Origin of the sequence: Enterobacter sp. N18-03635, from assembly GCF_004006055.1 — a bacterium.
Taxonomy (GTDB): Bacteria; Pseudomonadota; Gammaproteobacteria; order Enterobacterales; family Enterobacteriaceae; genus Enterobacter; species Enterobacter vonholyi.
This window is the reverse complement of the sequence record NZ_CP034769.1, coordinates 586039-609844: the sequence shown is the minus strand read 5'-3', so window position 1 is coordinate 609844 and position 23806 is coordinate 586039. Positions and strand designations below refer to the sequence as shown.

General features: G+C 58.7%; 25 protein-coding genes. 13 read left to right on the top strand and 12 right to left on the bottom strand.

Annotated elements, in window-relative coordinates; genetic code table 11:
- Window positions 1-4 precede the first annotated feature (4 nt).
- From ELK40_RS03585 to yjiA, 5 genes are all read left to right on the top strand, one after another.
- Window positions 5-517: a 4-hydroxyphenylacetate 3-monooxygenase reductase subunit gene (locus ELK40_RS03585; RefSeq protein WP_111964122.1), complete on the top strand. Its 513-nt coding sequence runs from the start codon at window positions 5-7 to the stop codon at window positions 515-517.
- Between the two features lie 179 nt (window positions 518-696).
- The gene (locus ELK40_RS03580) at window positions 697-1614 is read left to right on the top strand and encodes a WYL domain-containing protein (RefSeq protein ID WP_115876541.1); all 918 of its coding nucleotides are present in this window, start codon (window positions 697-699) and stop codon (window positions 1612-1614) included.
- A 191-nt stretch (window positions 1615-1805) separates the two neighbouring features.
- On the top strand, window positions 1806-3959 hold the full coding sequence (locus ELK40_RS03575; protein WP_111964124.1) for a carbon starvation CstA family protein: 2154 nt from the start codon (window positions 1806-1808) through the stop codon (window positions 3957-3959).
- Window positions 3960-4024: 65 nt separating this feature from the next.
- A complete protein-coding gene (locus tag ELK40_RS03570) occupies window positions 4025-4228 on the top strand; it encodes a YbdD/YjiX family protein (protein WP_003856610.1) in 204 nt (67 codons plus the stop codon).
- A gap of 10 nt (window positions 4229-4238) precedes the next feature.
- The gene (gene yjiA, locus ELK40_RS03565) at window positions 4239-5192 is read left to right on the top strand and encodes a GTPase (RefSeq protein WP_127729499.1); all 954 of its coding nucleotides are present in this window, start codon (window positions 4239-4241) and stop codon (window positions 5190-5192) included.
- A gap of 62 nt (window positions 5193-5254) precedes the next feature.
- On the opposite strand, the gene ELK40_RS03560 is transcribed toward yjiA, so the two are convergent.
- Complete coding sequence (locus ELK40_RS03560) at window positions 5255-6613, bottom strand: esterase-like activity of phytase family protein (protein ID WP_127729497.1); 1359 nt, start codon at window positions 6611-6613, stop codon at window positions 5255-5257.
- A 411-nt stretch (window positions 6614-7024) separates the two neighbouring features.
- Between ELK40_RS03560 and ELK40_RS03555 the strand changes: the two genes are divergently transcribed.
- On the top strand, window positions 7025-7570 hold the full coding sequence (locus ELK40_RS03555; RefSeq protein ID WP_023310269.1) for a YfaZ family outer membrane protein: 546 nt from the start codon (window positions 7025-7027) through the stop codon (window positions 7568-7570).
- On the top strand, window positions 7570-7890 hold the full coding sequence (locus ELK40_RS03550; RefSeq protein WP_111964128.1) for a hypothetical protein: 321 nt from the start codon (window positions 7570-7572) through the stop codon (window positions 7888-7890). Before ELK40_RS03555 ends, ELK40_RS03550 begins: the two co-directional genes overlap by 1 nt.
- 46 nt (window positions 7891-7936) lie before the next feature.
- On the opposite strand, the gene ELK40_RS03545 is transcribed toward ELK40_RS03550, so the two are convergent.
- Window positions 7937-9307 carry an NAD-dependent succinate-semialdehyde dehydrogenase gene (locus ELK40_RS03545; RefSeq protein ID WP_127729495.1) on the bottom strand — a complete coding sequence of 457 codons (1371 nt, stop codon included), beginning with the start codon at window positions 9305-9307 and terminating at the stop codon, window positions 7937-7939.
- A 151-nt stretch (window positions 9308-9458) separates the two neighbouring features.
- On the opposite strand from ELK40_RS03545, the gene ELK40_RS03540 reads away from it, so the two are divergent.
- From ELK40_RS03540 to ELK40_RS03530, 3 genes are read left to right on the top strand one after another with little or no spacing between them, the layout of a single operon-like run.
- Complete coding sequence (locus ELK40_RS03540; protein ID WP_127729493.1) at window positions 9459-10202, top strand: AraC family transcriptional regulator; 744 nt, start codon at window positions 9459-9461, stop codon at window positions 10200-10202.
- A gap of 47 nt (window positions 10203-10249) precedes the next feature.
- Window positions 10250-10903 carry a LysE family translocator gene (locus tag ELK40_RS03535; RefSeq protein WP_127729491.1) on the top strand — a complete coding sequence of 218 codons (654 nt, stop codon included), beginning with the start codon at window positions 10250-10252 and terminating at the stop codon, window positions 10901-10903.
- Window positions 10904-10906: 3 nt separating this feature from the next.
- Window positions 10907-12178, top strand: coding sequence for a DUF445 domain-containing protein (locus ELK40_RS03530; RefSeq protein WP_127729489.1), 1272 nt, complete (start codon window positions 10907-10909; stop codon window positions 12176-12178).
- On the opposite strand, the gene ELK40_RS03525 is transcribed toward ELK40_RS03530, so the two are convergent.
- The 7 genes from ELK40_RS03525 to ELK40_RS03495 form a co-directional block, all read right to left on the bottom strand.
- Complete coding sequence (locus ELK40_RS03525; RefSeq protein WP_127729487.1) at window positions 12175-13251, bottom strand: DUF2955 domain-containing protein; 1077 nt, start codon at window positions 13249-13251, stop codon at window positions 12175-12177. The two genes, ELK40_RS03530 and ELK40_RS03525, sit on opposite strands and share 4 nt — an antisense overlap.
- Window positions 13241-14308 carry an HlyD family secretion protein gene (locus ELK40_RS03520; protein WP_111964134.1) on the bottom strand — a complete coding sequence of 356 codons (1068 nt, stop codon included), beginning with the start codon at window positions 14306-14308 and terminating at the stop codon, window positions 13241-13243. The genes ELK40_RS03525 and ELK40_RS03520 overlap by 11 nt, the downstream gene beginning before the upstream one ends.
- Complete coding sequence (locus ELK40_RS03515; protein ID WP_127729485.1) at window positions 14305-14775, bottom strand: MarR family transcriptional regulator; 471 nt, start codon at window positions 14773-14775, stop codon at window positions 14305-14307. Before ELK40_RS03515 ends, ELK40_RS03520 begins: the two co-directional genes overlap by 4 nt.
- 146 nt (window positions 14776-14921) lie before the next feature.
- A complete protein-coding gene (locus ELK40_RS03510; protein WP_127729483.1) occupies window positions 14922-15617 on the bottom strand; it encodes a winged helix-turn-helix domain-containing protein in 696 nt (231 codons plus the stop codon).
- The gene (locus tag ELK40_RS03505; RefSeq protein WP_127729481.1) at window positions 15610-15987 is read right to left on the bottom strand and encodes an amino acid-binding protein; all 378 of its coding nucleotides are present in this window, start codon (window positions 15985-15987) and stop codon (window positions 15610-15612) included. The genes ELK40_RS03510 and ELK40_RS03505 overlap by 8 nt, the downstream gene beginning before the upstream one ends.
- Window positions 15980-16303: an antibiotic biosynthesis monooxygenase gene (locus ELK40_RS03500; protein ID WP_127729479.1), complete on the bottom strand. Its 324-nt coding sequence runs from the start codon at window positions 16301-16303 to the stop codon at window positions 15980-15982. The genes ELK40_RS03505 and ELK40_RS03500 overlap by 8 nt, the downstream gene beginning before the upstream one ends.
- 75 nt (window positions 16304-16378) lie before the next feature.
- Window positions 16379-17794, bottom strand: a complete 1416-nt coding sequence (locus tag ELK40_RS03495; RefSeq protein WP_127729477.1) for an aldehyde dehydrogenase family protein — start codon at window positions 17792-17794, stop codon at window positions 16379-16381.
- Between the two features lie 100 nt (window positions 17795-17894).
- Here ELK40_RS03495 and ELK40_RS03490 point away from each other — a divergent pair, with 100 nt between their 5' ends.
- Window positions 17895-18797, top strand: a complete 903-nt coding sequence (locus ELK40_RS03490) for a LysR family transcriptional regulator (RefSeq protein ID WP_127729475.1) — start codon at window positions 17895-17897, stop codon at window positions 18795-18797.
- Here ELK40_RS03490 and ELK40_RS03485 read toward each other — a convergent pair.
- Window positions 18784-19263: a carboxymuconolactone decarboxylase family protein gene (locus ELK40_RS03485; protein ID WP_127729473.1), complete on the bottom strand. Its 480-nt coding sequence runs from the start codon at window positions 19261-19263 to the stop codon at window positions 18784-18786. The genes ELK40_RS03490 and ELK40_RS03485 overlap by 14 nt on opposite strands.
- A gap of 101 nt (window positions 19264-19364) precedes the next feature.
- Here ELK40_RS03485 and ELK40_RS03480 point away from each other — a divergent pair, with 101 nt between their 5' ends.
- Window positions 19365-20753 carry a PLP-dependent aminotransferase family protein gene (locus ELK40_RS03480; protein ID WP_127729471.1) on the top strand — a complete coding sequence of 463 codons (1389 nt, stop codon included), beginning with the start codon at window positions 19365-19367 and terminating at the stop codon, window positions 20751-20753.
- A gap of 39 nt (window positions 20754-20792) precedes the next feature.
- Here ELK40_RS03480 and ELK40_RS03475 read toward each other — a convergent pair whose 3' ends face one another.
- Entirely contained in the window at window positions 20793-20954 is a 162-nt protein-coding gene (locus ELK40_RS03475; protein ID WP_063154866.1) for a DUF1127 domain-containing protein, read from the bottom strand.
- A 176-nt stretch (window positions 20955-21130) separates the two neighbouring features.
- On the opposite strand from ELK40_RS03475, the gene ELK40_RS03470 reads away from it, so the two are divergent.
- On the top strand, window positions 21131-22549 hold the full coding sequence (locus ELK40_RS03470) for a PLP-dependent aminotransferase family protein (protein ID WP_111964141.1): 1419 nt from the start codon (window positions 21131-21133) through the stop codon (window positions 22547-22549).
- A gap of 61 nt (window positions 22550-22610) precedes the next feature.
- On the opposite strand, the gene ELK40_RS03465 is transcribed toward ELK40_RS03470, so the two are convergent.
- Window positions 22611-23732: a cupin domain-containing protein gene (locus ELK40_RS03465; RefSeq protein ID WP_127729469.1), complete on the bottom strand. Its 1122-nt coding sequence runs from the start codon at window positions 23730-23732 to the stop codon at window positions 22611-22613.
- Window positions 23733-23806: the final 74 nt, after the last annotated feature.

Genomic DNA, 23806 nt, shown 5'->3' with positions numbered 1-23806 from the left:
TGCAATGCATTCAGATGAACAACGCCTGCGTTTTCGCGACGCAATGAGTAGCCTGTCGGCGGCGGTAAACGTGGTCACCACCGAGGGTGAGGCGGGCCGCTGCGGCATTACCGCCACCGCCGTCTGTTCGGTCACAGACACCCCGCCGTCGGTGATGGTGTGCATCAACGCCAACAGCGCCATGAACCCGGTTTTCCAGGGCAACGGTAGGCTGTGCGTTAACGTGCTGAACCACGAGCAGGAGATCATGGCTCGCCATTTCGCCGGGATGACCGGTATGACGATGGAAGAGCGCTTTGCACTCTCCTGCTGGCAGAAAGGGCCGCTGGCGCAGCCTGTGCTCAAGGGTGCGCTCGCCAGCCTTGAAGGTGAGATTAGCCAGGTGCAAACCATCGGCACGCATCTTGTCTACCTTGTTGAAGTTAAAAACATTATCCTGAGTGACGCGGGACACGGCCTGATCTACTTCAGGCGCCGTTTCCACCCGGTCATGCTGGAGGCAGAAGCCGCCTTGTGATGCCCCCTCGCGCTGGCCTTTTTTTCCGGCCAGCGCCGCTTTCTACAAAAACTCCTAAGGTTTCCCCTAAATCACGCCGTTATATAGCCATAAGAGAAATTTTCTGTGACTGAATACTGACACTATCTGTCAGTGCATCCGCATCATTCAGCGCATACCTAAATATACAGGATGACCTTATGGCTAAAACGACGCGTAGCCGCTCGGCTGAACGTCTGGTCGATATTCTGGTTGAGCTACATTTAAACGGTGTGGTAAACCGCAGTGCGCTAATGGAGAAATTTAAAATTACCGAGCGTACCGTCTACCGGGATTTAAATGCCCTCTCTCCCATTGTTGAACATTTCGGTAACGGGCTATATCGGCTGATCCATTCTGCACAATCGCCCGGCGGACAAGGCTTACATCACACCCTTGCTAACTTCCTGAATGCTGACAGCTTTTTCCCTGAAAGAAATACGGAATTCTGGCAGAAGCTTGAAACGCGCGTTGACGAAAACCATATTCTTATTCTTGGCAATGAAGCAGAACACACGGTAGAGCGTGATATTCGCCGTCATTTAACGAAAATCGAGAAATCGATTAAAAACCATAATGTTTGTCAGATCGTTTATAAGGGTAAAACCCGTCTGATTAATCCCTATAAACTCATTAACAAAAAAAATATATGGTATTTACAAGCCACCGAAAATAGCCGCCTGAAATCCTTCTCCTTGAGCCAGATTAGCTGGTTTGATATTCAGAAAACGACCTTCACCCCTGAAGAAAATGTCCTTGAGCTGCTGGAGAAAAGCCTCGACCCTTGGGTATCTGAAGATACTTTCGCAGTGAAAATATTTATTAAAGATAATATTTCACATTACTTCCTGCGCCGCGATCTTCTGCCGGAACAGGAGCTGCTGGAGGAGCAACAGGGCGGCGTCACGCTGCGCTGCCAGGCGGCCCACGAGAACCAGATCCTGCCGCTGCTGTTCTACTGGCTCCCCCATATTCAGATACTGGAACCGAGCTGGCTGAAGGAGAAGCTCATCAGAACGCTGGAGAACTATCTGGCAGTGGAACGCAACCCGAATAATCAAGTGATCTCAATCACATAATTTCGCCCACTGGCGGCGAGCCGAAACCGCTCGTCGCCGCCTTTGACCGCTCACCCGGCACTTTCAACCACTCATTCATTTACCGTCCTTTACGCGCGCGTTGATCTGGCACGATCGCTCCAGCATTAATCAATACCTCCTCACAACGAACCCTGACCCTTTTTTCTTTACATAAAAAACCAGGTCTTACTATGGATACTAAAAAACTACTGAAGCACGTGCCCTGGGCCTTACTCGGGATCCTCGGCGCTTTTTGTCTGGCGGTTGTCGCATTACGCCGGGGCGAACACGTAAGCGCCCTGTGGATCGTGGTCGCGTCCGTTTCCGTCTATCTTGTGGCTTATCGCTACTACAGCTTATACATCGCGCAGAAGGTCATGAAGCTCGACCCGACGCGCGCCACGCCGGCGGTCATTAACAATGACGGCCTGAACTACGTGCCAACCAACCGCTACGTGCTGTTTGGTCACCACTTTGCCGCTATCGCCGGGGCAGGCCCGCTGGTCGGCCCGGTACTGGCCGCGCAGATGGGCTACCTGCCGGGTACGCTCTGGCTGCTGGCGGGCGTGGTGCTGGCCGGTGCGGTGCAGGACTTTATGGTGCTGTTTATCTCTTCTCGCCGTAACGGCGCCTCTCTGGGTGAGATGGTCAAAGAGGAGATGGGCCGCGTGCCGGGGACTATCGCCCTGTTCGGCTGCTTCCTGATCATGATCATCATCCTCGCGGTGCTGGCCCTGATCGTGGTGAAAGCCCTGGCCGAAAGTCCGTGGGGCGTCTTCACCGTCTGCTCAACCGTGCCGATTGCGCTGTTCATGGGTATCTACATGCGCTTCCTGAGACCGGGACGCGTAGGTGAGGTGTCGGTAATTGGTATCGTGCTGCTGGTGGCCTCGATCTACTTCGGCGGCGTCATCGCGCACGACCCTTACTGGGGCCCGGCGCTGACCTTCAAGGACACCACCATCACCTTCGCGCTGATTGGCTATGCGTTTATCTCCGCGCTGCTGCCGGTCTGGCTGATTCTGGCCCCGCGCGACTACCTGGCGACCTTCCTGAAAATCGGCGTGATCGTCGGGCTGGCAATCGGGATTGTGATCATCAACCCTGAACTGAAAATGCCGGCGGTGACCCAGTACATCGACGGTACCGGTCCGCTGTGGAAAGGCGCCCTGTTCCCGTTCCTGTTCATCACCATCGCCTGCGGTGCGGTCTCCGGCTTCCACGCCCTGATCTCCTCCGGTACCACGCCTAAGCTGCTGGCAAACGAGAAAGACGCACGCCTGATCGGCTACGGTGCCATGCTGATGGAGTCCTTCGTGGCGATCATGGCGCTGGTTGCCGCGTCCATCATCGAACCGGGTCTGTACTTTGCAATGAACACCCCTCCGGCGGGTCTCGGTATTACCATGCCGAACCTGCACGAGATGGGCGGCGACAACGCGGCGCTAATTATGGCGCAGCTGAAAGACGCCAGCGCACACGCGGCGGCGACCGTCAGCTCCTGGGGCTTCGTGATTTCGCCTGAGCAGATCATGCAGACCGCGAAGGACATCGGCGAACCGTCCGTGCTGAACCGCGCCGGTGGCGCACCGACGCTGGCTGTCGGTATCGCACACGTGTTCCACAAAGTGCTGCCGTGGGCAGACATGGGCTTCTGGTACCACTTCGGTATTCTGTTCGAAGCGCTGTTCATCCTCACCGCGCTGGACGCCGGTACCCGTGCGGGCCGCTTCATGCTGCAGGATCTGCTGGGTAACTTCGTGCCGTTCCTGAAGAAAACCGACTCTCTGGTAGCGGGCATTCTGGGTACGGCGGGCTGCGTCGGCCTGTGGGGCTACCTGCTGTATCAGGGCGTTGTCGACCCGCTCGGCGGCGTGAAGAGCCTGTGGCCGCTGTTCGGTATCTCTAACCAGATGCTGGCGGCTGTAGCTCTGGTGCTCGGTACCGTTGTCCTCGTGAAGATGAAACGCACCAAATACATCTGGGTCACCGTGGTCCCTGCGCTGTGGCTGCTGCTCTGCACCACCTGGGCGCTTGGCCTGAAGCTGTTCAGCGCCAACCCGCAGCTGGAAGGCTTCTTCTTCATGGCTAACCAGTACAAAGAGAAGATTGCCGCAGGCGGCGCGGATCTGACCGCGCAGCAGATTGCCAACATGAACCATATCGTGGTGAACAACTACACCAACGCGGGTCTGAGCATTCTGTTCCTGGTGGTGGTGTACAGCATCATCTTCTATGGCATCAAAACCTGGCTGAAAGTGCGTAACGCCGACGGCCGTACGGACAAAGAAACCCCTTACGTGCCGGTGCCTGAAGGCGGCGTGAAGACTTCTTCACACCATTAATCCAGCATGTCACTCCAGGCCCGGATCGCTGCGCGCCACCGGGCTTTTTCTTATCAGGACCCGTTATGTTTGGTAACTTAGGCGAAGCAAAAAAATACCTCGGTCAGGCGGCGAAAATGCTGATTGGCATTCCGGACTATGACAACTACGTTGAGCATATGAAGACCAACCATCCGGATAAGCCGTACATGACCTACACCGAATTCTTCCGCGAGCGTCAGGAAGCGCGCTACGGCGGAAGTGGAGAAGGCGGCGTCCGCTGCTGCTAAAGGAGAGACCATGACCCCGATTGCCGTTACCCTGCTGACCGGTTTCCTCGGCGCCGGTAAAACCACCCTGCTGCGCCACATTCTGAACGAGCAGCACGGCTTCAAAATCGCCGTCATCGAAAACGAATTTGGCGAAGCCTCCGTAGACGACCAGCTGATTGGCGATCGCGCCACGCAGATCAAAACCCTGACCAACGGCTGCATCTGCTGCACCCGCTCTAACGAATTAGAAGATGCCCTGCTGGACCTGCTCGACAGCCGCGATCGCGGGGAAATCGACTTTGACCGCCTGGTGATCGAGTGCACCGGCATGGCCGATCCCGGCCCGATTATTCAGACCTTTTTCTCCCATGAGATCCTTTGTCAGCGCTATATGCTGGACGGCGTGATTGCCCTGGTTGATGCGGTCCACGCCGACGAGCAGATGAACCAGTTCACCATCGCCCAGTCTCAGGTGGGCTACGCCGACCGCATCCTGCTGACCAAAACCGACGTGGCAGGCGGAAGCGAAAAACTGCGCGAGCGCCTGACCTGCATTAACTCCCGCGCGCCGATTTACACGGTGACGCACGGCGATATCGACCTGTCCCAGCTGTTCAACACCAACGGCTTTATGCTGGAGGAGAACGTCACCGCGAAACCGCGCTTCCACTTTATGGGAGATAAGCAAAACGACGTGGCGTCGATTGTGGTGGAGCTGGATTATCCGTTGGATATCAGCGAGGTCTCCCGCGTGATGGAGAACCTGCTGCTGTCGTTTGCCGACAAGCTGCTGCGCTACAAAGGAATGCTGTGGATTGACGGCGAGCCCAACCGCCTGCTGTTCCAGGGCGTGCAGCGCCTGTACAGCGCCGACTGGGACCGACCGTGGGGCGATGAAGCGCCGCACAGCGTGATGGTGTTTATCGGCATACAACTGCCGGAGGAAGAAATTCGGGCGGCGTTTGCGGGGCTGAAGAAATAACCGCACCGAACATCCCCTCTCCCCTATGGGGAGAGGGCTAGGGTGAAGGGTAAGCCCTGGTATTATTTCACCGCCTCCGGAAGCGTCACAATCCACAGCTCGCTGTCGGACTCCGGCTTCTTCAGCGGCTTCACGCTGAGCGTGGTTTCAACCGGTTTATCATCCAGCGTCAGCTTGCCTTCCGCATTTACCCGGTAATCCTTGAGCTTCTTGCCCTCGACCGGATTTTGCATCGCTACCTTTACGCCAAAGTCGTTATCGTTCGCCACCGCAAGCGTTTTGCTGTCGATCAGCGCCAGCCCTTCGGCCTTCTCCTGCTGCCAGCCCAACGCGCGCAGATCGACGACCTGCGTTTTTGCCGCAAGGATAATGCCGCGCTGCGCCAGGGTTTTCTCATCATCAAACTCAGGGTACTCGCCCGGCTTGTCAAAGGCGGAAAGATCGCTCGCCTTGCTGAGATCCACCTTGTAAATCAGGTTACGCATTCCGTCGTTTTTATCGCTTCCCTGCTCAATCAGCAGGATGTGCTGGTCATCAAGCGCCACGATATCGCCGATTTTGGCGTCGCTGTTTTTGTCGTAGGCCGCGCTGTCGATGGGGTAACCGTACATTGCGGTTTTGCCGGTTGCCGGATCGAAGCTCACCAGACGCGTAAACAGCGCCTGCTTTTTGCTCTTACCGTCGATGTCCAGCGTGCTCTGCACGGCGGCGATAATGCGTCCGTCCGGCATCCGGGTCAGGCCTTCAAAGCCCCGGTTCGGCTGGCGCCATTTGATGATGTTTGGCAGGCCGCCCGCGATGGATTTCTCCCCTTCCTCGGCCTGCGGCCCGTGGATCGCCAAGATCTTCCCTTTGCTGTCGACGTTAATCAGGAACGGACCATATTCGTCGCACAGCCAGTAGCCGCCTTTTCCGTCCGGGGTGATGCCTTCTGTGTCCAGGCCACGGTTGTCACCCTTGAGCGTCTTTAAGGTATCGCTGAACGCCACTTCATTGGTGGAACCAATCACGCCGCTTTGCAGCGGCAGACCGTTAATCTCGCCTTTATCGTCATGCAGCGGGCGGGCATCAACCGCCTCCGCTTTGCCGTTCTGGACGCGGATGGTCATCAGCAGCGGCGCGAAATCCGGCGTGACAAATATTTTGGCTTCGCTTTTACCCATTTTTGGCGCATCGGCGTTTGGACCGCGATCGGTCACGGTCGCAAAGGTCAGGGCGTCGCCCTGCTTGCCCGTAAACAGCAGGCCGGAGCCGATTCCCACAGGGAGTCCGTTTGGAAACGCGCTGGCAAACGCGCCGCTGTAGCTCACGTGGGAGCCTTCAGGGAAGCTGACGACATAGCGCTCAGCAGTGGGCTGCGCCGCCAGGCCAGAGAAAGAGAGCGCACAGCCGATTAGCACAGGAATAATTTTTCTTTTCATATTGTTAGCATCCAGTTAGTGAAGCCAACAACGTAAAGAATAAACGTGTCAGAAAAATGACATGGAAGGGAAACCGGCCTGCGCCATTGAACGTATATTCATCGCTCGAAATGTAAGGCTTTGTTGTTTTGTGTGACAGGCGAAACATTTTTGGAAATTATTAGAAACCCAATTAATTCATCTCAAATCACTATCCCCGCCTCGTTCAGTTTATGTTTAGTCAAAAAACTAAACGGTTCCTAAACGCTAAAAACATCCCCTGTTGACACCCCGACAATCAAACATCATTGCAACAACTTCAATAAAAAAGTTAACAATATCAGTATAAAACCGCGATTTATATCACATTTGCAGTCATTAACATCGCTTGTTAAGGTGCGCCCAGATGAATTTAATGACGAGGCATAAAACATGAAAAAACTGAATATCCTTCTTCTTTCTGCTCTGGCTGCCGTATCGGGTTCCGCACTGGCGATGGGCGGCACCGTTGAGCAGGGTAAAAACTTTACCAACCTCAATCTGGAAATGGGGAAATCCTCATCCGGTGTTTATCTGGAAAGTAACTGGCTGAAAAACACCGATGACGGTACCCAGACCGGCGGCGTGGGCGCAGGCTACAACCTGGGTCTTGGCCCGGTCATGCTGAACGCGGGCGCAAAAGCCATCTACCTCGGCCCGAAAAAAGGCGATAACGGCGTGGCGTTCCCGATTGGCGGCGGCGTAAACGTTGCCCTGACCGACAGCATCCACGTGTACGGTGAAGGCTATGTGGCGCCAGAAGGCCTGAACAACAGTGTGAAAAACTACGTCGAAGCCAACGGCGGCGTAAGCTGGACGCCAATTACGCCAGTGACCCTGAAAGTGGGCTACCGCCACGTGAGCGTGGACGGTAAAGATGGTCGTCCTGGCCACACGCTGATTGACGGCGCATATGTAGGCGGTGGAGTCACCTTCTGATGAAACACCGCATGACCGCGCTTTGCGTTCTGAGCCTCACGCTGATGCTCACCGGCTGCGTCCAGTACAAATGGGTGAAACCGGGCGTCAGCGATACGGAAATGAATAAAAAGCTCACGGAATGCGAAGCGCAGGCGCTGATCGATCTGCCCCCGGATAACGTCGTGACCGGTTCGAGCTCGGAAAAAACGGACAAAAAGAACAAGAAAAAGGATATTTCCACGAGCTACACGGTTGAAGACGCGAACGAATATCGCCGGGATACGTTAGTCGACAGCTGCATGTTTAAAAGCGGCTGGGACAAGATCGAAGTGCAATAATCCCCTTAAAAAAACCTGCCGGCCGGCAGGTTTTTTTTATGACCCCTTACTGACGCACCACCACCAGCTTCTGGTTCACAAATTCTTTAATCCCCAGATCCGACAGCTCGCGTCCGTAACCGGAGCGCTTCACACCGCCGAACGGCAGCTCTGGCGCGGTATCGGTGAGCCAGTTGATGTACACCATCCCCGTCTCGATACGCGACGCCATCTTCTTCGCGCGCTCGATATCCTGGCTGAATACCGCCCCGCCCAGGCCGTAGTGGGAGTCGTTCGCCAGCGCGACCGCCTCGTCGTCGCTTTTCACCACGTACATCTGCGCCACCGGGCCGAAGAACTCTTCGAAGTACGCCGGGTTGTCGCGCGAGATGTTCGTCAGGATCGTCGGTTCAAAAAAGCTGCCGTCGCGCTGCACCGGCTTGCCGCCATAGTGCAGCGTCGCGCCGTTTTTCACCGCCTCGTTAACCTGTTTGGTCAACGTTTCTAGCGCATCTTTCGACGACAGCGGCCCCAGCGTGGTGCTTTCGTCCAGCGGATCGCCAATCTTCACCTGCTTAAACGCCTCGGTGAATTTGCTCAGGAAAGCGTCGGCGATCTTTTCATGCAGGATAAAGCGCTTCGCCGCGGTACAGACCTGCCCGGCGTTGTTGAGCCGCGCATTCACGCCAGTCTTGACGGCTTTGTCCAGGTCCGCATCGTCCAGCACCACGAATACGTCGTTACCGCCCAGCTCAAGCGTGGATTTCTTGATGTGCTTCGCCGCCTGTGCGGCCACCACACTGCCGGCTTTTTCGGAGCCGGTTAATGCGGCGCCCTGCACGCGATCGTCGGCGATGATGTTCGCCACCTGCTCGGACGAGATAAACAGGTTGGTCCATGCACCTTCCGGCGCGCCCGCCTCGCGGACCAGATGGGCAAAGGTTTCGGCGCAGTGCGGCACGATGCTGGCATGCTTGGCGATGACGGGGTTACCCGCCGCCAGGTTTGGCGCCAGAACGCGCATCAGCTGGTAATACGGGAAGTTCCACGGCTCAACGGCCATCAGCACGCCGATGGGATGATGCTCCACCCACGCTTCCCCGAGTTCGGATTGATACTTCACCGGAGCCAGAAACTGCTTCGCGTTGTCGGCGTAGTAGCGGGCGATCTGCGCGCACAGCTTCACCTCGCCGCGGCTCTGTTCGATGAGCTTACCCATCTCCTGGCTGGCGATTTTCGCCAGTTCCTCGGTACGCTCGTCGATCAGGTCGGCAAGCTTATGCAGCACCGGCAGGCGCTGGCTGATGTCGCCTTTCGCCCAGTCCGAATGGTAAAGCGCATCGGCCGCCTTCAGCGCCGCTTCGATATCCGCGTCGGTATGCGAGGGGTATTCTTTGATGAGCTGGTTAGTGGCAGGGTTTACTGTCTGATAAGCCATGTCGAATCTCCTTGTTTTACCGCTTAGGGTATTAAGGGTAGTCAACATGACTGGCTGTGGGCGTAAAGTTGGGTATATCCGGAAGGTTCTTAATGAAGCGCTGCCAGAGGGTTCGCTGACGTGGTATAAAAAACCTTCAGAAGGAGCGCCCATGACCGATACCCGACACGTCCGTCAGACATTTCACCGCGCCTCAGGCCTTGAGCTGCGCAGCACCTGGCAGAGCACGCAGGCGTACAAACGCCATAGTCACCCTCAGCTTTCCATCGGCGCGATTGTGGAGGGCCAGACCTGCTGCGTATGTCACGACAGAGAGTACATCCTTCATCCCGGGGATCTCATCGTGATCCCGGCCTGTGCGCCGCACAGCTGCAACCCCGTCGCCGGGCAACCGCGCAGCTACCATATGCTCTATATCGACACCGATCTTCCTCTGGCGCTCCAGGTGATTCGCGACCCTACGCTCTTTAAGCGCTACCTTGATATTGTTGAGACGATGTCGCCTGCATCCGTGGATACGCTGCTTTCAGCCCTTCCCCGATGCGAGAAAAACGCAGATGCGCTTCGCTCAACCAGCCAGCACGTGCAGCAGGCGTTTCTTGCCGACCTGGCCGCTCCGCCTTCCCTCGATGAACTTGCCCAACGATTCTCGCTGCGCAAGGAGACGCTGATCCGCACCTTCCGGCAGGATACCGGCCTGACGCCGGGCAGCTTCCTCAACATCTCCCGCGTGGAGTTCGCCAAAGCGCGGCTACGTGCCGGGGACGACATCGCCGACGTTGGCTACCAGAGCGGGTTTGCTGACCAGAGCCATTTTCATAAGACCTTCGTCAGCTATACCGCCGCCACGCCGCGCCAGTACGCGACGGGCCGATCAATATCTGACAATAAATAACGTTGGCATCACCGTAGCCTGACCTCAGATTGTTAACCGAGGTTGCTATGGAACTGTTCTTCCCTTCCGCTTTTCTCGCCCTGGCGCTGGCGCATTTTGTCGCCCTGTTAAGCCCGGGGCCGGACTTCTTCCTGCTGGTGGGCTACGCGGCGCGCTACCGACTGCGCGGCAGCGCCGGATTGTGCGTCGGCATCGCTGCGGGTAACGGGCTGTATATCTTACTGGTGATTATCGGCTGGAGCGCGCTGCGGCAGTTTGCGTGGCTGTTTACGCTGATAGAGCTTTGCGGGGCGCTGTACCTGCTGTGGATCGGCTCGCATCTGGTGCGCAGCCAACCGCAGGCGATGAGGCTGCATGAAACCCATCAGCGCTGCCCCTCGCTGCGCAAGCAGATCCTGCTGGGGCTCGGCTCGGCGCTGCTTAACCCGAAGAATGCGCTGTTTTATCTGGCGCTGATGACGGCGCTACTGGGGCCGGACGTCACGCTGCTTCAGCAGGCGACCTGCGGCGTCTGGATGGTGACGGTGGTGCTGGCGTGGGATCTGGCGCTGGTGACGCTGATGGGGCTATCGCCGGTGCAACAGAAGCTCAGCCTTGCGCTGTGGCTGATAGAGCGCACGGCGGGGGTGGTGTTGATGGGGTTTGGCGGGTGGGTGCTGTGGCGGTTTTTGCACTTTCCCCCCGCTTACCTCTATCCTTAACCCATGGAAAAAATAGCTGAACTCAAACGCGCCAAGCTGTTGGCGCTGTCGCTGCTGCTGGTTGCCGCCGCGGCCTTTATCACCACCCTGTTCCTGCCGCAGACCTTCTGGGTGCGCGGCGTCAAGGCCATTGCCGAGGCGGCAATGGTCGGTGCGCTGGCTGACTGGTTTGCGGTCGTCGCGCTGTTCCGCCGGGTGCCGATTCCCTTTATCTCCCGCCATACGGCGATCATCCCGCGCAATAAGAACCGGATTGGCGACAATCTCGGCCAGTTCGTGCAGGAGAAGTTTCTGGATACCCAGTCGCTGGTCGATTTGATCCGCCGCTATGAGCCCGCGCAGATGATCGGCGCCTGGTTCAGCAAGCCCGACAACGCCCAGCGCGTCGGGCTGCACTTGATGCAGGTGATGAGCGGTTTTCTGGAACTGACCGACGACGGGCGCATTCAGCGCCTGCTAAAACGCGCGGTGCATAAGGCCATCGACAAGGTCGACTTCACTGAAACCAGCGCCGTGATGCTGGAGAGCATGACCAAAAACAACCGCCATCAGGTGCTGCTGGACGCCATCATCAACCGTCTGATTACCCTGATTCAGCGGGAGAGCACGCGGGACTTTATTGCCGATCAGATTGTCCACTGGCTGAAGACCGAGCACCCGCGCAAGGCGATGGTGCTGCCCACCGAGTGGCTGGGCGATCAGAGCGCGGAGATGGTGTCGAACGCGGTGAATACGCTGCTGGACGATATCAGCCACGACCGCACGCACCAGATCCGTCAGGCGTTCGACCGCGCCACGCTGAAGCTTATCGACAACCTGAAAAACGATCCGGAGATGGCGGCAAAAGCCGACAACATCAAGCACTACCTGAAAAACGATGAGGCGTTTAACCGCTATCTGGGCGAGATGTGGGCCGATCTGCGCCAGTGGCTGAAGGCAGATATGCAGAGTGAAGATTCGCGCGTGAAGCAGCGCATCGCCAACGCCGGGCTGTGGTTCGGTGAAACGCTGACGAACGATGCGAACCTGCAGGCCTCGCTGAACGAGCATCTGGAGCAGGCGGCACACCGCCTCGCGCCGGATTTCGCGGCGTTTCTGACCCGCCACATCAGCGACACGGTGAAAAGCTGGGACGCCAAAGACATGTCACGCCAGATTGAGCTGAACATTGGCAAGGATCTGCAGTTTATCCGCGTCAACGGAACCCTGGTGGGCGGGACGATTGGCCTGATCCTGTTTTTACTCTCGCAGCTGCCTGCCGTGCTGGGGCATTAATCCGCTTTTGGCGGCGCGATGACGTAGCGCGTCGCCTCGAAGCGGTTCAGGATCAGGTGCACCAGAAAGACCATCGTCAGCGTCGCCACCAGCGAAAAGGTGACAGAGGTGATGCGGTACAGATCGCTGAACACCAGGTCAGTGTCAGGGTGCATGTTCTGCCCGAACATAATGCCGATGGTGGTGATGCTGGAAAAGCCCACGCCCGCCCCCACCTTTTCCATCACGTGGAGTCGCGCGCCAAACGCCAGCCCGAGGCCAATCAGCGGCATCATCAGCAGCATATGGCTGCTGTGATCGTAGAGTATTAGCTGCACCACCAGAATGTAGAGACAGCCCAGCACCACGCCGACCACGCGCCAGATCGAGCTCATCACTGAACCTCGGTAGTGCATCGGGAACAGGATCAAAATCCCTGCCATCAGCGCCGAAAGCGAATCGCTTAAGTCGCTAATCTGGAACACCACGAATATCAGCGTCGCGACGGTGCCGGAGAGCAGCGACTCGTGGCGCACGCGGGCGTCGTCTTTCTCAATCAGCGGCGGCGGCTTGCGGGGCTCCACGTCCGGCAGCAGATAGTTCATCAGCGCGCTCAGGCACACCGCCATCACGCTGGCTTCGATGTTGGAAAACAGCAGCGTGTGCCAGCTGGTGGTGGGATAGCTCATAAAGTTGAGCATCACGCTCTGGCACACCACGCCCATCGAACCGAACAGAAACAGCGGGCCTTTACTCATAAAGCGAAAGCGCATCACGTACAGGGCAAAGACTACCAGCGTCATGATGACCGGCCATTGCGACAGGTAGCCGATGATAATCACCATTTCGACGCAGTTGAGCGATGCGCTGAAGATAAACTGCTTTGCCACGTGGCGATTAAACACCGGTACCAGCGAGAGCAGCATGATCGGATAGACCACGAAAAACACGCCGTAGCTGGTGTTGTAAAAGCTGGAGATGCTGAGCGCAATCATCCCGGCAAAAACGATGCGCAGGGTCTGGCGGAAATCGTTTGCCGTATAGACGATGTTGCCGTGCGGGGTAAATACCCGCGCCAGGGTACTAATAGACATAGTGAAGCAGGCTCACCAGGTGGATCTGCATCCCGGAGAAAAAGCGCGCAAACGGCCCTTCGCTATTGTAGAGCTGCACGGTCGCGCGGGCGCCGGTCGGCAGATGCTTCGGCAGCGGCTCGTCCAGCGTCACGTGAATGCGCATGCGCTGGGCGTCGCGCACCCAGCGGTTGGAGGTTTCCGGCTCGGAAAGCTGGCCGTTAACGGCCTCCTGCCCCGCCAGGATCCCCGCGTCGCTGCTGGTGACGTGGGCGCGGAAAACGTGTCCCGGGAAGGCGTCAAACACCACGGCCGCATCGGTGCCCTGATGGGTATGGCGCAGGCTTTTTTCACGGAAATCGGCCACGATATCGGTCTGGTTGTTCACCAGCGCCAGCGCGGCGGAACCGGATGAGGCGTAGAAGCCAGGGCTCAGCTGCAAATTACTGACCGTGCCGTCCGCCAGGGCATAGACCTTCGTCCAGCCGAGGTTCAGCTCAGCTTCATCCAGCGCGTTGCGGTATTTTTGCAGCGTCACGTTGCGGTGTTCTTCGCGCTCACCACGCTGGATGCGCAGGTTGCGGATGTTGGCCTGAATCGTGCTGACGGACTGCTCGCTGCTCTGCCAGGTCGTGCGAACCTTATCCAGATCCGCCTGCGAGACGTTCTGCAGTGTGCTCAGCTTCTGGTAGCGGTCAAAGGTCACTTTGTCGTTACGCGCGGTCAGCACGGCGGTTTTCAGGCTGGCCTGCGCGGCGGCGATCTGCGCGTCCAGCTGTTCATTGGACAGGCGTGCCTGCTCAAGCGCGATTTGCGCCGCTTCCACCTTATTGCGAAACGGCGTGTCGTCGAGCTCAAACAGCAGATCGCCTTTCTTCACCTGGCTGTTGTTGTGGACATGTACCGCCGCCACGTAGCCGGAGACGCGCGGAGACACCGGCGTCACCACGCGCATTACGGTGGAGTCCGGCGTCAGCGGGATCCAGATATCCGCGACGATAAAATAGACAAACATCAGCAGGAAAGAGGCAATACTCACCCTTACCCAGCGGGCAAACTTTTGTTCAGGGGTCATTATTTTTCGGTCTTGTTATCTTCTTCGCGGATTGTCCGCAAATTGCAGGCGATTTGATTCAACGTGGCGCTGAAAATATCGAGATGTTCCGGCGCGATGTTTTGCGATACGCGCGCCTGATACGTTTCAATCACCTGAGTGAGCCTTTTTAATATGGCTTTTCCCTCAGGCGTCAGCGTCAGAAGCCGGATGCGCTTGTCATAAGGCGATGTGGTGCGCAGCAGGTAACCCTGCTTTTCCAGCTGTGTCAGGGTGCGCATCAGCGGCGGCAGTTCAATGCCCTGCACCTCCGCCAGCTCACTCATTGAGACGTTATCCCCGAGCTGATGAAGCTGCATCATCACCGTCCAGCTCGACTGGGTTAACCCGGTATCGAGAATGGCCTCGTCGATGACGGCACGCCACTGGCGCACGATCATCGCCATCCGCATGCCCATCGGCCTGCGGCAGAACAGTTCTTCTTCACTCATGGGGAAACCTCTCGTCACACGCGGTCAAGATAATAGTTATCAGGGTAAGTATCAAGAAACGAGAGGCGAAAGCGCAGGAATTGCGAAAGGTGTTACTGGAGGCGATGTACGCGTAGGCCCGGTAAGCGCAGCGCCACCGGGCATTTTTAGCGGCTAAAAAGTCTTTTTACAGCGGCCTTCCCCGACGCCGTCACCACCACCTCCCGATACCCCGCCACCCGCTGGATCCAGCCTTTGCTTTCCATGTGGATGAGCAGCGCAGCGCCCGCCTCACCGCCGAGATGAAACCGCCGCTCGCTCCAGTCCAGGCAGGCGCAGCAGGCCTTCCGGTGCGGGTGATCGCTTAACGAAATGCCGAGCGTCAGGAACTGCTCCCGGCCATAGAGTGTCAACGCTGAACCGTCTGCCTCCAGACAGCCTTCCGCCTGCATGAAATCATAAATCTGCACCGCCACCGTACCGGCAAGATGGTCGTAGCAGGTCCGGGCTTCACGCATGGCTTTCGGCGCGGTGGTTTCCGGTGGAGTAATGCGGCTCCACGAAAGCCCCATCATCTGCTCCACCAGCGCCGCCACGTCGTGCCCGGCAAGGCGATAATAGCGATGCCGCCCTTGCGACAGGCAGGTTATCAGTTGCCCTTCAAGCAGCCGGGCGAGATGCCCGCTGGCGGTCGACGGGGCGACGTCTGCCGCGGCGCTCAGTTCGGTAGCGGTCCACGCCCGTCCGTCCATTAGCGCACAGAGCATCTTCACGCGCGACGGATCGGCCATTGCAGCCGCCACCGCGGCAATCGCCTTTTCCAGCATCGCGCTGTTGTCAGGAGGTAAACTCGTCTTAAGCATGGGCCGCCCAGGGTTCGGTAATCTCAGCGGCCAGCTTATCATCATCCGTCAGCAGAATAAGGTGATTCGCATGGTCGCTGTACTGAGTCAGTATAGACACGCCGCGTGCCGCCAGCGCCGCTGCGATCTCGCCCAGCTCACCGGGGCGTTCCTGCCTGAGTTTCCGGATCACCGGCTTTCGCACCGCCTGCACGGTAAACCCGGCCTCCATCAGCACGCGTCGCGCTTTTTCCCCGTCTTCCACCAGGAAATGGGCATCTGCACCAAATACGCCGCCGCCCTCCAGCCCCACGCCGTTACTGCCCAGCAGCTGTCCAAACCGCGCAAGTTCACCGGGGGTATCGCGAAAAATGATATGAACGTCATACATCGGCATTCCCTCCGGTTTCGGAACTGTATTCCCGCACCAGCTGCGCCACCCGGATGCGGTAGTACGCAAAAATCGACGTCCGCCCTTCGGCCTGAGCCGCCTGATGAAAGACGTTCTGCTTCCAGCGGCGGACGGCCTCTTCATCCCGCCACCAGGAAAGGGACAGGATTTTGCCGTCGGTGGTCAGGCTCTGGAACCGTTCGATATCAATAAAGCCGTCGATGTCCGCCAGCAGCGGCTTAAGCTCTGCGGCAAGCTGAAGATAGCGCGCCTGATGGGCAGGCGCGGCTTTAGCTTCAAAAATGACTGCGATCATGAGGGTCTCTCCGTTGTGATGTTGGGGAGAGAATGCAGGAGGGAAAAGCACAATGCTTCGGTAAATAGCGAAGTTTTAGCCCACCATCGACCTCGGCTCCATAAACGCCCGAATTCCCCACTCGCCCATCTCGCGCCCCAAACCGGAGTGCTTAAACCCGCCGAACGGCGCTTTCGGTTCATGAGCCAGGGTGTTCACCAGCACGCGACCGGAAACAATCTGCTGCGCCACGCGTCGCGCGCGGTTTACATCACCACCCAGCACCATCGCGCTCAGGCCGTAGTCGGTTTCGTTGGCAATGGCGATCGCCTCCGCCTCGTCACGATAGGGGATCACGCACAGCACCGGACCGAAAATCTCGTCGCGGGCAATCGTCATCCGGTTGTTCACGTCGGCAAACAGCGTCGGACGCACGAACCAGCCGTCCCGCGTGCCTTCCGGTCGCCCTTCACCGCCCGCCAGCAGGCGTGCCCCCTCTTCGATACCTTTCCGGATATAGCCCTGCACCCGCAGCCACTGCTTTTCGCTGACCATGGGGCCGACGTCCGTTGTGCTATCGCGCGGGTCGCCGGATTTCACCGCCGCCACGGCCTGCGCCAGCGCGGTTTCGATCTCTGCCTTGCGCGCCTGCGGCACCAGAATGCGCGTTCCGGCCACGCACGCCTGCCCGCTGTTCATAAACCCGGCCTGGATCGCCAGCGGGATCGCCTGCGCGAGATCCACATCATCCAGCAGGATCGTCGGCGATTTACCGCCTAACTCCAGCGTCACGCGCTTAAAGCTTTCCGCCGCGCTACGCAGGATCGCCTTGCCGGTATTCGTGGAGCCAGTGAACGAGATTTTCGCCACGTCCGGATGACGGCTAATCGTTTCGCCTACCGTCTCGCCGCGTCCGGTGACGATATTAAATACCCCTGGCGGTAATTCAGCATCGCGCAGCGCTTCGGTGACAATCTGCGTTTGCAGGGCGCTCATTTCGCACGGCTTGATCACCGCCGTGCAGCCCGCAGCCAGCGCGGCTGCCAGCTTGCCGCAGATAAAGCCCGCGTCGCTGTTCCAGGGCGTAATCAACCCGGCCACCCCAAGCGGCGTCATCTGCACCGTCGCTGCACCTGCGGGGGTGACAAACTCAAACGCCTCCAGTGCCTCGATGGCCTGAGCAATCACCTCCGCCGGATAGCTGGCCATCCACGCCGAGCGCGAGGCGGGCGCGCCGTACTCTTCAATGACCGCTTCCAGCAGATCGTCGTGGCGAGCGGCCACGGCGGCGTGCATGCGCTTCAGCGCGGTGATGCGTTCCTGTTTTGTGGTCTGCGACCACGCCGGAAACGCCGCTTTTGCCGCCGCAACGGCGCGCGTTGCGTCAACCTCATCCGCCAGACGAACCTGGCCGATGACCTGCGCCGTCGCCGGATTGTACAAATCAAACCACTCGGTACCGTGCGGGGTAACAAACTCGCCGTTAATAAAGATCTGTTCGATGGTGTGCATATAAACCTCCTCAGGCTGTGTGAGCCCAGTCTGTCACGGCTTCTCCGTTGCGATAATCCACGCTATGCTGCAAGGGTTGTTTCGATTTTCAGGATAATCTATGCATCGTTCAGGTCTGACAGAGCTGGAAGTAGTGATGGCGGTGGTGCGGCGCGGCAGTTTTCGCGGCGCGGCACAGGAGCTGGGGATGTCCGCCACGGCGGTCAGCAACGCCATCGCCGGGCTGGAAAGCCGCCTTGAGACGCGACTTTTCAACCGCACCACCCGCAGCGTGGCTCTCACCGACGCCGGGCAACGGTACGTGGCGCGTATCGGCCCTGCCCTGCAGGAGATCCGTCTCGCCAGCGAGGAGATCCACAGCGACACCGGGGAACCCGCCGGTACGCTACGGCTGAACGTGCCGAACCATATCGGCACGCTGTTTCTGGACCAGTTGCTGATCGACTTCATGATCCGCTACCCGAAGATGCGCGTAGAGACCGTCAGCGAAGCGCGAATGATCGACATCGTCGCGGAAGGCTATGATGCGGGGATCCGCCTCGAAGAGTCCGTCCCGCAGGACATGATCGCCGTGCCGCTGACCGGTGAGATCCGCCAGCTCGTCACCGCCACGCCGGACTATTTCGCCCGTCACGGCATACCCGAGACGCCGGACGATCTGCTTTCACATCAGGGGATCGGTATGCGTATGGCTCACGGCGGGATCTACCGCTGGGAGCTGGCGCGTCGGGGGGAAACGTACGCCCTTGCCGTGCCGCCGCGCTTTGCGACGTCCGATCTTTTTGCCTCGATCCGCGCCGTGAAAGCGGGATTAGGGGTGGGATTTTTACCGGAACTCTATATTCGGGACGAGCTGAAAAGCGGGGAACTGGTGAGCGTCTTAAACGACTGGGCGCAGCCGTTTGCCGGGCTGCGCCTGTACTACCCCGGCCATCGCCACGTCCCGCCGGGACTGCGGGCGCTGGTGGCGATGATCCGCGAGCGCGGAATTATTCCAGGTTAGCCTTATTCAGCCCGTACGCCGCGTCCAGCGCGCCGGGCGCCATGCGGGAGGTAATCCCCAGACGGTTCCAGGCGTTGATCGCCACGATGGCGAAGTTCAGCTCTGAAATCTCGACGTCCGAGAAGTGCTCCGCCACGCTGCGGTACAGCGCATCGCTTACGCCGTGAACGCTAATCTGGGTCAGCGCTTCGGTGAACGCCAGCGCCGCTTTCTCGCGGGCGCTGAACAGCGGGGACTCGCGCCAGGCCGCCAGATGGTACAGGCGCAGCTCGCGCTCGCCGGCGATTTTGGCCTCTTTTGAGTGCATATCCAGACAGAACGTACAGCCGTTCAGCTGCGACACGCGAATGTCGATCAGGTGCTTCAGCGCCGGGTCGATGGAGGTTTTTGCTACCTCCATGCTCAGGGCAGACAGCGCGTTGGCGAGGGCAGGTGTAACTTTATGGTGGTTAACGCGAGTGCTCATTGTCTTTCCTCTTTTTGTGCGGCATGTGCCGTGCGATGAGGCAAATCTACGCCGTTCATGACATAGTAAAAAGATACAAAAATCGTGAAATGAGGTAGGACATGAAGCCGGGCTATCACGAGATTTATTCCCGCTATCGCGACAACATCATGCGCGGCGTGCTGAAGCCGGGCGATAAGGTGCCTGCCATCCGCGTGCTAGCCGAAGAGCTGAAGGTGGCGCGTAAAACCGTCGAAACGGCGTATGCCATTCTGACGGGCGAAGGGTATCTGGTGAGCCAGGGGGCGCGCGGCACGCGGGTTAACCCGGACTTACTGTTGCCGGACAAGACAGCCCCCGCGGAACAGCCCACCGGCACGCTTCCGGCATCGCTCATCAGCCAGCGCGAGCGGGCGGGGTTTCTGCGCCCCGGCATCCCGGCCCTCGACAGCTTCCCGTATAAAAAATGGCTGCTGCTGGCGGGCCAGGCGACGCGGGCTATGCGTCAGGAGGAGATGCTCAACCCGCCCGTACTGGGCTGGTATCCGCTGCGCCAGGCCATCGCCAGCTATCTCAACATTTCGCGCGGGCTGTCCTGCAGCGCCGAACAGGTGCTGATCACCAGCGGCTACAGCGGTAGCCTGCGGCTGATCCTCGACACCCTAGCCAGCCGCAGCGACAAGGTATTGTTTGAAGATCCGGGCTATTTTATGGGCCAGCAGCTGCTCAAGCGGATCGTGCCGCGCCTGCACACCGTGCCGGTCGATCGCTGCGGCATCGATACGGACTACCTGCTCCGTTACCATCGCGACGCCCGTTTTGCCATCGTCACCCCGTCGCATCAGAGCCCGCTGGCGGTAACGCTCTCCCTGCCGCGCAAGCAGCAGCTGCTCGACTGGGCCAGCCAGAACGAGGCGTGGATTATCGAAGACGATTACGACGGGGAATTCCACTATACCCGCAAGGTGCTGCCGTCGCTGAAAAGCCTCGACCAGCACGACCGGGTGATTTTTATGGGCACCTTCAGTAAAACCATCATGCCGTCGCTGCGCATGGGCTACGTGGTGATGCCCGCCAGCACCGTCGGAGCCTTTACCGACTGCGCGGACATCACCACCAGCGGCCAGCCGGTGCTGACGCAAAAGATCCTCACCGCGTTTCTCAACGAAGGGCATTTTTTCCGTCATCTGAAAAAGATGCGCGCGCTGTATCAGACCCGCCGCGACTGGATGATTGCCGCCCTGCAGGAGGTGTATGGCGATCTGTTTTTCACCGAGCAAAACGACGGTGGGATGCATATCGTGGCGTTCCTGACCAAAGGAAGCCGTGACCGGGAAGTGGCGCGCTGCTGGCAGGAACAGCAGCTGCAGGTCAATGCGCTCTCGGAGTGGTATCGCGGGTCGGGCAAACGTTACGGGCTGGTGATGGGCTATAACAACGTGCGGTCGTATGAAGAGGCGGTTGAGCTGCTGGAAAGGCCGAAGCGGCAGACGCTTGAGCTGTTGCGCTAAACATCGCCGGGTGCGGCTGCGCCTTACCCGGCCTGGGGTTTAAATATCATTGCGGGATAAACCAACGTCCTTCAGCTGCTCGTCGCTCATCTGGCTCAGGATGCGGCGGGTGCGGTTGATGCGATACCAGTTACGCAGCGTTTTTGCGATCCAGACAAACACAATAAACGGACGTTTTGAACGATTCTCGTAGAATTCCATGATGCTCTCCTCACTGTGCCAGTGGGGTTATCATCCCGGAAATCCACCCGTGCAATACAGATGCAAAAACAGCTTTTGTTTAACATACAGATCCGTTAAAACAGTATCTGCATGCCAATTTTCGCAGCAATCTGTACTGGTTTTATAATCTGTATGGTGAAAACAAAGGATACAGAATGACGCGCTATCAACATCTCGCCAACCTTCTGGCAGAACGCATTCAACAAGGTCTGTATCGCAGCGGTGAACGTTTGCCGTCGGTGCGTGCGCTGAGCCAGGAGCACGGCGTGAGCATCAGCACCATACAGCAGGCCTACCAGATCCTCGAAAACCTCCAGCTGATCACGCCTCAGCCGCGCTCCGGCTATTTTGTCTCACCGCGCAAGGCCCAGCCGCCCGTCCCGGCGATGACGCGCCCGGTGCAGCGCCCCGTGGACGTTACCCAGTGGGATGAGGTGATGATGCTGCTGGACGCCCGCGCCGACAAAGAGATGATCTCCTTTGGCGGCGGTTCGCCGGACATTAACCAGCCGAGCCTGAAGCCCCTGTGGCGCGAGATGAGCCGCATCGCGCAGCATAACCCCGGTGAGATGCTGAGCTATGACGTGCTCGACGGGCGCCTGGAACTGCGCGAGCAGATCGCGCGCCTGATGCTGGACGGCGGCTCTACCGTCTCGGCAAGCGACATTGTGATTACCAACGGCTGCCACGGTGCGCTATCAATCGCCCTGCTCTCGGTATGCAAACCTGGAGATATCGTGGCGGTGGAATCGCCGTCGTTTCACGGCACCATGCAGATGCTGCGCGGGTTTGACATCAAGGCGATTGAAATTCCTACCGACTCTGAAACCGGGATCAGCATCGAAGCGTTAGAGCTGGCGCTGGAGCAGTGGCCAATCAAGGCAGTGATTCTGGTGCCCAACTGCAATAACCCGCTCGGGTTTATCATGCCGGAGGCGCGGAAAAAGCAGGTGCTGGCCCTCGCTCAGCGGCACGATATCGTGATTGTCGAGGATGACATTTACGGCGAGCTGGCGGCGGAGTACCCGCGCCCGCGCACCATTCATTCGATGGATATCGACGGCCGCGTGATCCTCTGCAGCTCCTTTACAAAAACCGTGGCGCCGGGCCTGCGCGTCGGCTGGATTGTACCGGGACGCTACTACGACCGGGTAATGCACATGAAATACGCCGCCGGCGGGTTTAACGTGCCGGGCACGCAGATGGCGGTGGCGGCGTTTATTCGCGACGGTCATTACCATCGCCACGTGCGCCGCATGCGCCAGATTTATCAGCAGAATATGGAAACTTACACCTGCTGGGTACGGCAGTACTTTCCAGCAGAGATTTGCGTCACGCGCCCACAGGGCAGCTTCCTGCTGTGGATTGAGCTGCCGGAGAAGGTCGACATGGTGTGCGTCAGCAAGCAGCTGTGCCGGCTGAAGATCCAGGCCGCGGCCGGGTCGCTGTTTTCCGCATCAGGGAAGTACCGCAACTGCCTGCGGATCAACGTGGCGCTGCCGCCGACGGAGAAACATCGGGAGGCGTTGAAGAAGCTGGGTGAAGCGATTGTGATTGCGATGGAGGAGGGCTAGTGCGGCCTGATGCCCTCACCCCGCCCCTCTCCCACAGGGAGAGGGAGAAAACCGTGCCGCACTACTCGTCGAAGTACCAGTATCCCTGGTTAATCAGCCCGGTGAGCTCTTCAACAAATGCCGGGTTTTTCAGCGCATCGCCCAGCTCGGCCTGGCCGAGTTCCGTGTAGCGGCACAGCGCATCCGCCGCCTTCGCGTCTACCGTCTCCAGCTGTTCGCTGTTGATAAAGAAGCTGCCGTTGACGTTCAGCACGCGCAGGCCGCTCAGGCGAGACAGCGTTTCGCCGCCCTGCAGCGCGTCCAGCACCTCTTCCGGCGCGTACGGCGGCTCGGCGGCGGCGATATCCAGCTCGTGGCGCGGCGTGGAGACAAAGCTGCCGAACCATTTTGTGAAATCATCAGGCTTGCCGATCATGTCGATCATCATCTGACGAATGCGATCGAGCTCGTACTGCTCCACGCGGCCCGGGTGTTCGCGGCAGGTCAGATCCGGATCGCTGTAGTGCTCGCCGCCCAGATCGTTCTCCAGCGTGTAATCGGCGAAGCTGCTGATCAGATCGCGGCCGTTTGGCCCGCGGAAGCCGACGGAGTAGTTAAGCGCCGTTTCATGGGTAAAGCCGTCGTGCGGGAATCCTGGCGGGATGTAGAGGATATCGCCCGGGGCCAGATCTTCGTCGATGATCGGCTCGAACGGATCGACATGCAGCAGCGCCGGATGCGGGCAGAACTGACGCATCGGCAGCTTGTCGCCCACGCGCCAGCGGCGGCTGCCCATCCCCTGAATGATGAAAACATCGTACTGATCGATATGCGGACCCACGCCGCCGCCGGGCACGGAGAAGGAGATCATCAGATCGTCCAGACGCCAGTCCGGCAGAACGCGGAACGGACGCACCAGCTCCGCGGCGGGCATATGCCAGTGGTTCACCGCCTGCGCCAGCAGCGACCAGCCGGTTTCGCCCAGATCGTCGAAGTGCTCAAACGGACCGTTGCTGGCCTGCCATTTACCGTTGAAATGGCTTACCAGACGGCTATCGACCTCCGGCTCCATCGCCAGACCCGCCAGCTCGTCCGGTGTAATCGGATCGGCAAAATTCGGGAAGGCATTTTTCAGCACAACGGGTTGTTTTTGCCAGTATTTCTCAAGAAATTCCGGCCAGTTCAGGTTCAATTGATACGCCATGGGTAGCACCAGTGAGAAGGGAAACAGGCGCGATTATGGTGGAGAGCGTGGAGGGCTGCTTTGTCGTGGGTCAA